Source organism: Owenweeksia hongkongensis DSM 17368, assembly GCF_000236705.1.
In the GTDB taxonomy this organism is placed as follows: Bacteria; Bacteroidota; Bacteroidia; order Flavobacteriales; family Schleiferiaceae; genus Owenweeksia; species Owenweeksia hongkongensis.
The window spans coordinates 3,315,278-3,328,829 of the sequence record NC_016599.1 but is presented as its reverse complement, the minus strand read 5'-3'; the positions used below and the strand labels follow the sequence as shown (position 1 = coordinate 3,328,829).

Below are 13,552 nucleotides of genomic sequence, written 5' to 3'. Positions count from 1 at the left end.
GATGCCCGTCCGTTTCCAAATACTATCGCCAAAGGCATTAAAACCTTACTTGCAAAAGGAGCTTTGGGAGTATCGCCAGCATCTGGATAACGCTAACTATAAGGCCGCTTGGCAACATTTGGAAAGAGCACATGTATTGGGTCAAGCTTTTGCCTGGCCTCACACTTATGTGCATTTCAAAATGCTTCAGTTTGGTATTCACATTAAAAACACCAAAGAAGTAATAGGGCAAATTCCACGATTGCTGGTGGGAGGTGTAAAATCATTTGTTGGTGAAATTCCCTTGGGAAATACCGGAGGAGCCAATGTTCCTCCACTAAAACCTTTACCCATTGAACCGGAAATAGAGGCTATTTTTAAGAAATGTGATATTCAGCTAGGCATACAGAATTACACAACTTTGGACAAGTGATACTTTAAATTCGTTAGAGAGACTCAAAATGGCGCTGATATTCTCCTTAAATCCACAACTAAAAATAAATAAAGGCCTCAAAACTTTCTGAACGAGAGCTTTAAGACCACTGTGTTTTCACCTAAATGGGTGATGCTATAAATCATGGAAAAATGAAAGTAATCAAATCAAAATCACTGTCGTCCTTTGAAGCTTAAATTTTGTTCTTGGGGAACTGGACAAGAGAAAAACTGGAGCCTTTCTCAATAATACACTCACCACATTAGGCCACCAAAGCCAATATGCTTCGTGCGATATACTTTACAGCCTCTGAAGGTTTTCTTTTGCGGAGGAGATTGTGCTGAGGATATCTATCCGGCAATTTCAGGCCATCAACTTCTCAAGTCCCTTTTAAAAATGTGTCCAGTCCGCATAGGTATTGGATCGATTAAAACAATTGGCGGTGCCAAAAGCGCTTTTCACTTTAATAGGCGGTAGTCGCATGTACAACTTTACTTGGAATGACCAGCTTTCAGGACTTTTTCTCACTATAACCGACCCGCTTTCCGGCCTGTCCCAACAGCAGCTGACCATGGACTATGACAACACCCTATGCCTGGCCGAAAAGAAAAAGGCGGAAATGATCTACTACTAAACTAAAGCCTAAAGTCCAAGGGCAGCCCTTGTAGGATCCAATGTGTTGCATATTGAGAATCGTAATGAAGGCTACTATGTTATGACTTTTCAGGGTGAGAACTTAGAGCGAATGTTCCAGCACTTGGAGGCCCAAGGCATCAAAACATCGAAGTTCAGCGCTCATAGTGCTTCTTATACTTTCGGGTCGCTGCACGTGATCAAGTACTATTGTGACTCATTTTATATAAAACCCCGATGAACGAAGCTATGCCTAGGGTCTTAGCCTTCATTGAGCAAGGAGAGCCGGTAAACTGTAATAGAGCTGCAACGGAGCGAAGCCCTTTTTCACCCCATTTGCACGGACGGCAAAAAGAGAACAATCCGAAAGCTTTTAGAAGAGTATAGAATAGTGGCCACCAAAAAAAGGCGAAATGGTCAAGCCAACCTTTTTCACTGAGGAAGCTTTTCAATACTCTGTAGTCATCAGCAATGACTTTAAAAGCCCTCAAGAGCAAGTACTCTTTTTCTATGATCAGTGCGGAACTATTGAAAAGCGATTTTGAATGGGGAAACATGCCTTTCTCAAGGCATGATCAAAACCAGGTCTATTTACAGTTCACCGCCACTTGCTACAACCTTTACGACTATATTATCAGGCTTTTTTCGAGAAACTTCGAAGAGCTTTATAAAACTTACAGGATAAAGAAATTTATCTTCAAGCTTATAAACATCGCTGCACAATGGATAACTATGCCCAGGGCAGCTGCAAGTATATGATAAATCGACTTTAAGACCTGAGAATAGTAGCCAAAAGTGGTTCTCAGAAATGATAACAGGTCATCATAGAGATGTAAACCTCAGTGGGAAACTACCTTCTGTTCATCATTTACTACATTGAAATAGGCAGGAGGAAAGAAGAAAACATTATAGAAAAAATATCAACCACTACAAGCTTATTTTGGGTGGATTTGCGGATTTAAAGATTCCTTTTGCAATTAGCTGAACGGTTTTAATAGATATTATAAAATCTTAGATAACCATTATTTACATCTAATAAAATTGTTCACCAAGAAATTTGTCCTTATCATTGACATGGCTAGAGGATTTGGCAAACAATAACTACTCCCTCACGAGCACAATGTTCGAGAATTCATCATCTCAAAGGAGAAATTTTTAAGTTTTAACATATGCAGAAAAACAAATATTTGGTTGTTTCACCTTGTGGTGACAAATCTGAGCTATTTAAAACAGATTGGATTGATACTGAAACTCACCAAGGTCGCGATTTTGATTTAGTCTTGCTATATTATCATCCTGAAGTAAAAAATCAAGATGCAGTCTCATTAGCAGACTATTTTTTCCATCTTAAGGATTATAAATACAAGATGATTTATAATCTTTTTACTAACATAAAACCAGAACTATTAGGACAGTATGACTATTTTTTCTTTTTGGATGATGACATTAAGATAACTCAAGAAACAATTAATCGCTCATTTCATATCGCAGACCTTTTCAAATTATTGATATGCCAACCTTCCCTTACCTCCGATTCATTCTGTAGTTGGCCCATATTAAAAAATAAAGCTGGGAGTTTTTTGAGATTCATGGGGGAGGTAGAGGTAATGGCACCAATATTTAGCCGTGAAGCTCTCACCAAATGCTTACCTTCTTTCGTTGAAAATGATTCTAGTTGGGGGTTAGATACTATATGGACATACCTACTCAAATTTCCAAAAGATAAAATTGCAGTTTTAGACGCAGTTCAAATGAAGCATACAAACCCTGTTGGAGAAGGCGAACTCTATGCTAAACTTAAACACAGACACCAACAAGAGTGGGTAAGTATTCAGAAGAAATACGGCATAAAAAAACATTATTTCACGGAATTCTCAAGGCTTGAATGGTCGAATCGAAAATATAATAAGCTTAATTATTTAAAAAACAAACTATCTGAAAAAGCTTTATTTGCAAAACAAAAATTCAATGACTATGGGTTAAAGCATAGAATCAAGAGTAGAGTTTCGAAAGTTTTGAACACACCAAAAAGCTAAGCTTGCTATTTGAAACCACTCAGGAAAAAGCGTTATCGCGCATAATGTAGCTGCATAAGCAATTCTAGTTAGCCTCTTTTTTTTACATTTAAGTCATGGCACACCATCACGATCATGGCACCAAAAATTTGGGGCTGGCTTTTTTTCTCAACTTAACCTTCACCATAGTTGAAATTATTGGCGGGCTACTCACCAATAGTGTGGCCATTCTTTCAGATGCACTGCATGATTTGGGAGACAGTCTTTCACTTGGAATAAGCTGGTATTTGGGTAAAAAGTCAGGTAAAGCAGCTAATCATAAATTCACTTTTGGTTATCAACGATTGTCATTACTCGGAGCTCTCATCAATAGCATTGTGCTTATCGTGGGCTCCGTATTTGTAGTAATTGAAGCCATAAAAAGATTAGCCGAACCTCAGATGCCCGATGCTCAGGGCATGCTTTACTTTGCCATTGCCGGAGTAGCTGTTAATGGATTTGCAGCCTATAAAGTAAGTTCAGGAAAATCTCTAAATGAAAAAGTAATTAGCTGGCACCTGCTGGAAGATGTACTTGGCTGGGCTGCCGTTTTGGTGGTTTCTATTATCCTTATGTTTTGGGATGTTCCGTGGTTGGACCCTGCTTTGTCCATCGCTATCACCATTTTCATTCTTTACAATGTGGTGAAGCGATTGCGAGAAACACTCTTCGTTTTCCTTCAGGGGAAACCCGAAGGTGTGGATTTAGATGAAATCGAAAAAAAGATTCTGGCTACTCCTCATGTTGCTTCCATGCATCACACCCATTTGTGGAGTTTGGATGGCGAACATCACGTGTTTACCACCCATCTAAAACTAAAAAACATATCACAGCTTAAGGATATAAAGCAATTAAAAATGGACATCAAGGAAATGCTAAAGTCAGAATATGATTTTAGTCATTATACCATTGAAACTGAGCTGGAGGATGAGGATTGTAACATGTAAGGCTCTCTACAAAATCACATACCCTTCATCATCCGTCCTATTCTCCGCTTTAAGCTGAAGTAGCCTTGGAGTTTTGTAACCAAATGTCTTTTGCACGTGTGGATAATCTTTAAAGGAATTCCAGTCACCACCCCACTCCCAGCCATACATTTTGAAAGCAGAGGCGATTTCCATCCAGTCGCTTTGGCCGTCTCTATCCAGATCGTCTGAGCGATTCCAGCTTACCTGACCATTAGTTTTGAGCAAACAAAAATCTACCGCCAAACCGTAGTTGTGATAGCTCTGCCCACCACGTGCATGACTCACTATACTTCCTGGGTTTCCCCAACGGCCTTGTGCATAAATGGCATCTTGCTCCTTAAAACTGCGCAGCACGCTGGTAAAGCGAACGCCAACACCGCGCTCTAAAATTTCATTGTAAATCTCCAGCAACTCGGTGCGCAACTGTGGATGAATAGTTTTTATTCGCCTAAGCGTTACGGGGTCGCGCTTCACATCAGGTGGTGGGTTTTTGTCATTGGCCTCTACAGCCGTAAGTGCCCCCCATGTTTTGGACCCCACCTTTCCATCGGGGCTTAAGGGCACCCCTTGCCTATCGGTATGTGTATATTGAAATTGGATAACAGCAGCTTTGGTGCCTTTTCCAAAATCGCCATCTATTTTGAGATTTGCTCCCTGCAAATTGAGCATTTGCTGAAGCACTTTTACTTCTTCGCCTTTGTCGCCTAGTTTTAAACTTTTCATAGGAGTATAGTTTGGTTGAGAGTCTCTATTGATAGACCTACACTCGTAAATATAACTAAATCAAGGATTAATCACAGAAGAAAGTTTAAGTGAAAAAGAACCTAGAAAACCATCAATCCGCCACCTTTCGACACACTCTCCCTTTGGTCGAGCACTCAAGGTGACTAATGATTCCGAACTCCCTTACGCTTCTTCTTCGTAGAATAACTTGTAGTATCTGCGTCCATCATCATCCACGCCTTTTTCAATCATCTCTCTATTGCCATGAATGTACACGCTAAAGTTTTTGTCCAGCTTTAGCACGCTCTTGAAAATCTTCTGCTTCTTTTTCACCGCTTCCTGTGAAATGTCAAAACCTTCATCAAAGTTGTAGCCTTCTTTATCTTTTTCGGCAGTGTAAGCTCTAAAGCGATCGCCCACTTCTTTGTCTTCAAACACCTGAACAGAAAACTCTTCCTGATCAAAAGATTCATTCTCTTTAAAGAAATCTACCGAACGATTCATCAAATCAATCTTCTCAGACTTGTCCATCAAATCTTCTGCTCCCAAATCATTCAAAATAAAATCTTTGGTGATGGTAAGAATATTGGAAGTCTTGGTGTATTCGGTAGAGCGTGGCTTTATTTTCAAAAAATCTTCAAACCAATATTTTGCTTCTTCACCTTTATTCACATTATCTACCGCAAGCACATTGTAGCCATCTTCCATGCTATCATTAAAAATAATGCAGGCCTTATCTACTTTACCAGGGCTGATTCCTTGAAAACTATGAATGTCTATTATATTGTCCTTTTCTTCTGTAAAAAGGAAAGGCTCTTTTTTCTCAGATTTAAAAAGCCCAATGGCATCCGCTGTCACATTCCCGAAGGTTAGTTTCTTAAAATACATCACAAAAAACTCCCCCGACTTTATCTGCGGATGCTGTGAATGTTCGAAAAGCACTTTTGCCAAATCCTTAGAGCGAGAAGTAATCGTGGCCGGATCGACAAACACACCTTTGGCAATAGTGTAAACATTATTCAAATCAAGCTCGGCAGCGTGAGTAAACTGATAAAACTCCGGAGCTTTGAAAGAAGAAAGAACATACTTCCAAAGTATGGCCTGAGTAGGTTCATCAAACACTGAAGGCTCTTCGCTAAGAATAAGTTCATCATCCTTTAAACGGTTTCCTACGTAATGTGTTATAATGGCAGAAATGGAACTCAGTGTAGTTTCGAACATGCTGTGTATTTTGCGGCAAATATCACAAATCGAAATACAATTTTACGATTGTGAAAAACCAAAAAAATATACATCTTGGAAACCCCTAAATTAGCCGACTTGCTCGGATTTTGAAAATGGCCAAATAGTCATTTGCACTAACCCTATTTGATGAAACTACTTTATTCAATTTTACTCTTTTGCATAAGCCTCTCTGCTTTTGCCCAACCCATCAAAGGGGTTGTCCTTGAAACGAGTTCAGAAGAGCCACTTCCCTTTGTGAATGTGGTGTATAATGCTGATCGCAATCTTGGTATCTCCACTGATATAGATGGAAAGTTCACCATTCCTGACCGAAGAGATATTCTGGAAGTGGAGGTAACTTCCGTAGGTTTTAAACCCTTAAGTTTTAAGAGAAATGAAGTTCCCAAAAACTCACCATGGGTCATTCGCCTTGAATCGCTAAATACAGAATTGGCAGAAGCTACTGTGCTTCCTGGTGAAAACCCCGCATTGCGAATAGTGCGAAAAGCCATTAACAACAAAGATCAAAATGATCCCAAAAAATACGATACATACCGGTATAAGGCTTATTTGAAAAATGTACTCACTAAGAATTTAGACTCCGTATTTTCTGCTCGACAGCAACTGGGTCTAATGGAGTCTGATTCGTCCAAAACAAATTCTAATCACTACTTACTTATTTCGGAATCTGTATCGGAGGTAAAGTCAAAGAAGCCGGACAGTTATGACGAAAAAATTATAGGAACCCGAATTAGCGGTTTTAAGCATTCCTCTTTTGCCGTAGGGGCAGAAAACCTCCAGTATTTTGGTTTATATGACAATATAATTCAAGTGGTAACGGAGTACTATTTAACCCCCTTGGCCGATGGGGCTGACAAAAAGTATTTCTACATCCTTCAAGATACGATTGTTCGGGGAACGGACTCAACCTACATAATGTATTATCAGCCGAAAAAGGGTTCCAAATTTGACGGATTGAAAGGAGAAATGCACATTAACACAAATGGCTGGGCAATAGAGTATGTGTATGCCGAACCTTACTATCGAGGCAATGTGGACTTTACAATGCAGCATTCTTATCAGATGATAGAGGAAGGGCGATGGTTTCCCAAAGAGTTAAGCATTTTGCTACAGCTTGAAAGACTTCCGCTGATAAATGACCCTGGTTTTATATACAGCAAACTGTTTGTTGATAGTGCCCAAGTAAACATTCCCATTTCCGACAAAGAATTTGACCATGTAAAAAGAGAAGTTAGCGAGGAAGCATCATATGTGGATGACAATTTTTGGAAACAATATCGGAAAGAGGAACTCAACAAAAAGGAGCTAAAAACCTACCAGCGCATGGATAGCATTGGCGATAAGTATAAGTTTAGTTTCTTTATGAATGGTGCTCAAAAAATTTACCGAGGCTATTTTACGGTAGAACCTTTTGAGTACAGGGTAAATAAATTTTTACGCTATAGTGGATATGAAGGACTTCGTTTTGGAGCCGGTGTTTACACCAGTGAAAAACTCATGAAACACTGGCGAGTGGGTGGTTATTACGGGTATGGAGTTCGCGATCAGGCTATGAAGTATGGTGGAACTTTGGATTATTACTTTAACAGGAAAGACGACCACCGGCTGCGCTTGGATTATAAAAATGATGTAATTCAGCCAGGGTACATCAATTTCAAATATTACCGAAATACTGGTTTTTGGAATACCATTTTCATCAACCACATGGATCAAATTGAGCAACTCTCCCTAAGTTATAAGAGGCGGATAAGTAAGTTTATGACACTCGAATTAGGTCTTCGCGATTTTACACTCACAGCAAACAATAACTATCAGTTTTTACCAAGCACCGAACCTGATGCCAATCCTGGCAGTAGTTTTCGTTTTACCGAAGCCAACCTGCAGTGGCGCTGGGTTTACAAAGAAAATATTACCAGCAACTTTGGCTCTCGTATTTCTGCCGGATCGGACTATCCTGCATTGGTGGTAGATTATGGACGAGGTATTTCAGGTTTTATAAATGGTAATTACGATTATAATCGTCTTGAAGTGGGTATGTGGTGGTACCGTTATTTTAAAGGTTTAGGTCATTTAGACTTTAGAATAGAAACTGGACTTGTGGATAGGCCACTACCCATTCAAATGCTTTTTAGCAATCGTTCTACTTATAGTTCCAGCATTGCCATAGTAGCTACTAATAGTTTTCAAACCATGCGCTTTAATGAGTTTTTCTCCGATAAGTACGCAACCTTCTATTTGAATCATAATTTTGGACCTATACTGGTTCGTACCAAGCACTTTAGTCCCGAGTTTGAAATATACCACGCCATGTCTATTGGCTCGCTGGAAACCAAAGATCAGCATATAGGTTATGACTTTAAAACCTTGGAAGATGGCTATTTTGAGTCAGGGCTTGTAATTGATAACCTTGTACACTTTGGTTTTTTTAAAGTGGGTTACCTAGGCTTGGGAGCTGGAGGTTTTTACCGATATGGAGCCAATCACCTACCCAAGGAGTTCGACAACTGGGCTATAAAACTTTCTATTATCTATAAGATTAACTAGACTTGAGACTTGAGACTTGAGACTTGAGACTTGAGACTTGAGACTTGAGACTTGAGACTTGAGACTTGAGACTTGAGACTTGAGACTTGAGACTTGAGACTTGAGACAAAATTAATTCCTACTTACCTGTAAGTCATTGACATCGCGTTCATTTTTTTGTACCTTTTGTTTACAATCACAAAAAATGCAGAATTATGGCAACTATCAAATCACTAAATAAATGGGCCAACGCTCACACCTATTATCCACTGGACCTTCTGCGAATTGGCCTAGGTATTTTTCTTCTAATTAAGGGCGTTCTATTTATTGGCGATAGCCACACTCTTTCTGATTTAGCGGCTCCGCTACAAGGTTTTGGCGGATTTATGCTTTTAATACACTACGTTGCTCCTGCTCATCTTATCGGAGGTATTCTTATCATTTTTGGATTACTCACCCGGTGGGCCGTAATTGCCCAGTTGCCAATTCTGTTTGGTGCTATCATTATAAACTTTATAGGCCCTATGGATGTGGGCAACCTATTTTCATCAGTATTAGTGATGGGTCTGTGTATGTTTTTTACGGTGTATGGATCGGGAAAACACTCGGTAGATTACAACTTAAAAATGCAGCAGTAAAGCATAAAAAAACCGCCCTCGTGGCGGTTTTTGTTTTTTGGTATAGTCTCTAATTCACCAGTATTTTTTTTACTTCTACACTCTCTTCGGCTCTCAAGCTCACCATGTATATTCCATGTTTTAGTTTCTCCAAGCTCAATGCTTCAGTTTGAGTGGATACTTCTTCCTCATATACTGCTTTTCCGTTTATATCAAAAACCGATACAACCGCGCTTCCGCTTAAATTTTGAAACCTTAAAACCCTCGACTCCTGAGCGTAATAAAATGTAGGTCGGTCGCTCTGCAAAGCCTCAACCTCAAGCACAGGATTTGAATAACAGGTATCGTTTGGCTTTCGTGAATAAATCTTCTGCACATTTTCTGAAACGCAAAGAAGTTCGGCCATAGCTGTTGTATCACCTATCACTCCTGGTGTGTTTATTAAACCTGTTGAACCAATGCCCTCTATCCACTTTGTTTCGTGATAGTTTTTCTGAGTATCCCAGCCATGCAGATAAAATACATTTCTTGTGATTTGCTCAAAAGTCTCTAGGTTAATGCTGTCCAGATGATAATATCCTTCAACGGCTGCCACTGGAGAAATTGGATTCCTAAGGTAGAGGCTATCCCCTACATTCATTCCATAATCATATAGCAAATACTCTTGAAGGAAAAGACTACCATCATCTATGAGTAAAAAAACCTGGCGCTGAAACACATCTTCACGCAGGTAAAAATTCTTATTGTAATGAAATCCATCCAGCACTTTGTATGTGTGACCACCAATGTTGGTGTCTGCCACAAAATAATAGTAATCGTAGAGGCAGTTCCCAAACTCACAAGTCTTAATGAGCCACTCTTTGCTATGGGTAATGGTGGGTTGATACTGCCCCTTTGCAAATCCTACCATCAAAAATGATAGAACCACTAACCAAAACCGCCAATTAAATTTCACCATAAAAGCACTTTTAAGAACTACTGTATAAGGTTCTATATTAATTAAAAGCAGCCCATAATTCCGGATACTTTTCCGGCAAATCTCTAAACTTCCATTTCTCACCAGGTATATCCCATTCTTCATCAACAGGTATGGGCATTAGTTCCTTTGTCTTGGCAAAATACAATTCTGAGAGAACATCGTTTATTAACCTGCCGTCAACATCCTCAAAAGATTTCCCCAATACTAATTCGGGGCTCTTACAGGCTTGTTTAAAAAACACACGTCCCTTTGTCATAAATACATTCATTAGCAAATAGCTATTAATTAAGTCCTCCGACTTAAAAATAATTGTGCTTGCAGCATACAAATCAAAAGTAAGATTCTCTCGATAAAGTTTAATTAAGAGATTGTCCAACATGATAATCTCTTCCTCAGGTAATGTTCTTACTTTATCCTTGAATAACCCCAAAAAATTACGGTAACTAGAACCGCTCCTTTCTAAAACTTCTTCAATAATGTTCCAAAACCTGTCTTCATCAAACCGAGCAACTATTTCCCGATCTTTTTGAGATTTCACCATTCTTGTGTAATCATCCTTTTGACGGTCAATATCAATTTGTTCTTCTCCTTTTTTAATAAGGTGTCTCCCTAACGCAGTAAGAATGACTGTTCCTAATACAATGTACACTGAAACGGGTAGCTCCATCTTTAAATCTTATTCCATTCAATTTTACTAATATAGCTTGAATATCAATTATCAAAAAAAGCCACCCCTTTCGAGGTGGCTTCACATAATATTTCAATCGAATTTCAGGCTTAAAAATTAGCTCTCAATCCCAATATAAAATTACGACCTGCAGCCACTATTCCACTTGAGTAAGGCAAATAGCGCTGATCCGTAATATTCTCCAATCCGGCCGTTACCTGAAAGTGAGAATTGATTTGATAACTTCCTTTAAAATTTAAAGTATACCAACTAGGTGAGTACGGGTTACCATTTGCATCTGCTGCATAGATTTCACCCTTCTCTTGCTCTGACGGTGCCAAATCATCATAGCTCATCTCAGCATTGTAGTTTGCATACAAATCCAACATAACTCTGTTTTGCATAAAACGAAGATGTGTGCTTCCAAAGGCAGGAGCCGCATGGCGCATAGGTGATGTTTCTCCATTATCCAGCTCTTCCTCACCTTTTTGCCAATTATAAACCGACTCTAAAGCAAAACCAGCTGGCAACTTAATTTCCATACCTACCTGCACACCATATACACGGGCATTCGCAGCATTTTGAATAGCTAGTACCTGGCTCATTTCGCCATTGTACATTATGCTATCTTGACCATTCGAACAATAAGGTCTACGTACTTGTGCATTTTCTAAAATGGTATAATAGGCCGTGGCATCCAGCTTTACCACATTTGAGAATACTTTGGCGATACCTACTTCTGCATTGTAAGCATACTCTGCTTTTAAGTCAGGATTTGGAACCACCACCGCGTAGTCTACCGATTCAAATAACTTACCTACATCATCAATGTTTGGTGCGCGAAAACCTGTAGAAAGATTAGCTCTAATTTTCCAGGTGGGCCCGGGGCTGTACACTGTTCCCAAGCTCCCGGTAAGGGCGCCATTATTAATATCAGCATCTTCAAAAGGATAGCCATACAAAGGATCATCAAAAGATGCCTGAATAGCAAAGGCATTGTAGCGCACACCAGCTTGCCACGCCCACACTTCGCTTGGCACATATTCATAGCTTAAATATGCCGCATACGAACTCCAGGTAGAACCATCAGGATAGCGCGGAGCAATTGGAGCTGTAACCTCTGTGTAGATGTCATTCTCCTCACCTGTAGAACCTACCTTATTCAAAATAGCTTCCAAACCGTAGAAAAAGCGATGTGGCTTTTCATCACCCTTTTCAAAGTCCAGATTTACAGAATAAGCATCCACCGTTTCCATATTGCTCTCCAAAGCCGAGCTACCAAAATTGCGGCTATGACGGCTTTCTTCAAAATTCTGATAAGCCATATTCAAGGTTACATTGTCATAAATAGAATTGGCTTTTGAATGACTGATTTTCAAATTATTCATCATCCACTCCTGCGGACCATAATACCACTCTGCATACCTTGGATGGCCATCACGAACTCTACGATGGCGGTCAAACCTGGCATAGTTTGAAGTAGTAGAATAATGTAAACCATAGGTGAAGTCCCAATTTTCATTTGGTGAAAATCGAATCTTCTGCATCATATTGATTTGATTATAACCAGTAGGCGTTTGCACCTCCGGGTCAGGATTATTCACCACCACATCCTGTGAATCAATTGTAGAAACATACACCGGAACCAAATAATCATCTGGACCATTGCTCCCCATTCTCAAATCTCCAAATTCAGAATATGAAAAGCTGGTAGTTGATGCCCATTTTTTGCCGCCAATGTTCACATCAAAATGGCCGGTACGCTCTCCATTAGCCGAAGAGTAACGAGTAAGAGCGCTGCCACTCACCTCAACTTTATCCGTGGTAGAAAGTGCCGGCTCCAAGGTGTAAAAACTCATCACACCACCAATGGCATCACTTCCGTAAATCACAGAACCAGGGCCAAAAATAATCTCCGAACTTTCCACCGCAAGTGGATCAATGGAAATTACATTTTGCAGGTTTCCGCCACGGAAAATGGCGGTATTCATTCGCACCCCATCTATAGTGAGCAAAAGTCGGTTGGTAGAAAATCCACGAATCATGGGGCTTCCTCCACCCAGTTGACTTTTCTGAATAAAGACCTCATTAGAAAAACCTAAAAGGTCTGCCGAGGTTTGAGGGTTTTGCAACACGATATCCTTTTTGGTGACAGCCGTAATTCGGTTTGGCACCTCAGATTTATTCTGCTGCCAGCGGTTTGCCGAAATCACCACTTCATCCAAAGAAAGCTCATCTTGCTTAAGTAAAATATCAGCCTTCATTTTAGACAAATCGTCATAACTCATGTTCAGGCTCACATAACCCAAAAGAGAAATCGTGATTTGCTGGCTGTTGCTAAACTTCTTGAAATTGACCTTACCCTGCGAATTGGTAAAGGCCATATTATTGTTTTCATCACTTACCACTACTCCTTCTATGGGGAGGTAATCGGCTTCATCGCGCACGGTAACGCTTTGCGCAAATGCTGTAGCCAACATGGTAAGCATGAAGAACATTGTGAAAATATTTTTCATGTTGTTTTTAAATTGATTGTTGTAAAGTGTTTGTGCTGAATAATCTTCGCCTTCGACCACCCTTCGATACTTTCCCTTTTTGCTAACGCAAAAGGAAAAACTCAGGATGACAGCTCTAGCCAGTCTGAGTACCCCTAACCCTTAGCGAGCGAGGTTTATCGAAGACCCGACAGTGTCCATTTAAAATTGACACACAATGTCGAAAAGTCGCATCT

The 13,552-nt window shown here is 39.9% G+C and carries 12 protein-coding genes; 7 read left to right on the top strand and 5 right to left on the bottom strand.

Features of this window, described 5'->3' with window-relative positions:
• Position 1 precedes the first annotated feature (1 nt).
• From OWEHO_RS14585 to OWEHO_RS14565, 5 genes are all read left to right on the top strand, one after another.
• Positions 2–412: a DUF3703 domain-containing protein gene (locus OWEHO_RS14585; protein WP_014203258.1), complete on the top strand. Its 411-nt coding sequence runs from the start codon at positions 2–4 to the stop codon at positions 410–412.
• Between the two features lie 418 nt (positions 413–830).
• The gene (locus OWEHO_RS18410; protein WP_143764621.1) at positions 831–1,046 is read left to right on the top strand and encodes a hypothetical protein; all 216 of its coding nucleotides are present in this window, start codon (positions 831–833) and stop codon (positions 1,044–1,046) included.
• Between the two features lie 412 nt (positions 1,047–1,458).
• On the top strand, positions 1,459–1,590 hold the full coding sequence (locus OWEHO_RS18720) for a hypothetical protein (protein ID WP_014203257.1): 132 nt from the start codon (positions 1,459–1,461) through the stop codon (positions 1,588–1,590).
• Positions 1,591–2,214: 624 nt separating this feature from the next.
• A complete protein-coding gene (locus tag OWEHO_RS14570) occupies positions 2,215–3,081 on the top strand; it encodes a DUF707 domain-containing protein (RefSeq protein ID WP_014203256.1) in 867 nt (288 codons plus the stop codon).
• A 95-nt stretch (positions 3,082–3,176) separates the two neighbouring features.
• Complete coding sequence (locus tag OWEHO_RS14565) at positions 3,177–4,046, top strand: cation diffusion facilitator family transporter (RefSeq protein WP_014203255.1); 870 nt, start codon at positions 3,177–3,179, stop codon at positions 4,044–4,046.
• A gap of 6 nt (positions 4,047–4,052) precedes the next feature.
• Here OWEHO_RS14565 and OWEHO_RS14560 read toward each other — a convergent pair whose 3' ends face one another.
• A complete protein-coding gene (locus OWEHO_RS14560; protein ID WP_014203254.1) occupies positions 4,053–4,790 on the bottom strand; it encodes a M15 family metallopeptidase in 738 nt (245 codons plus the stop codon).
• 183 nt (positions 4,791–4,973) lie between these two features.
• Entirely contained in the window at positions 4,974–6,011 is a 1,038-nt protein-coding gene (locus tag OWEHO_RS14555) for a nucleoid-associated protein (RefSeq protein ID WP_014203253.1), read from the bottom strand.
• Between the two features lie 150 nt (positions 6,012–6,161).
• Here OWEHO_RS14555 and OWEHO_RS14550 point away from each other — a divergent pair, with 150 nt between their 5' ends.
• Together OWEHO_RS14550 and OWEHO_RS14545 are read left to right on the top strand one after the other, a co-directional pair.
• A complete protein-coding gene (locus OWEHO_RS14550) occupies positions 6,162–8,579 on the top strand; it encodes a DUF5686 family protein (protein WP_014203252.1) in 2,418 nt (805 codons plus the stop codon).
• 194 nt (positions 8,580–8,773) lie between these two features.
• Positions 8,774–9,196 carry a DoxX family protein gene (locus OWEHO_RS14545; protein WP_014203251.1) on the top strand — a complete coding sequence of 141 codons (423 nt, stop codon included), beginning with the start codon at positions 8,774–8,776 and terminating at the stop codon, positions 9,194–9,196.
• A gap of 49 nt (positions 9,197–9,245) precedes the next feature.
• Here OWEHO_RS14545 and OWEHO_RS14540 read toward each other — a convergent pair whose 3' ends face one another.
• From OWEHO_RS14540 to OWEHO_RS14530, 3 genes are all read right to left on the bottom strand, one after another.
• Positions 9,246–10,133 carry a T9SS type A sorting domain-containing protein gene (locus OWEHO_RS14540; protein WP_014203250.1) on the bottom strand — a complete coding sequence of 296 codons (888 nt, stop codon included), beginning with the start codon at positions 10,131–10,133 and terminating at the stop codon, positions 9,246–9,248.
• Positions 10,134–10,170: 37 nt separating this feature from the next.
• The gene (locus OWEHO_RS14535) at positions 10,171–10,821 is read right to left on the bottom strand and encodes a DUF4240 domain-containing protein (RefSeq protein WP_014203249.1); all 651 of its coding nucleotides are present in this window, start codon (positions 10,819–10,821) and stop codon (positions 10,171–10,173) included.
• Positions 10,822–10,931: 110 nt separating this feature from the next.
• Complete coding sequence (locus OWEHO_RS14530) at positions 10,932–13,337, bottom strand: TonB-dependent receptor (RefSeq protein ID WP_041628294.1); 2,406 nt, start codon at positions 13,335–13,337, stop codon at positions 10,932–10,934.
• Positions 13,338–13,552 lie beyond the last annotated feature (215 nt).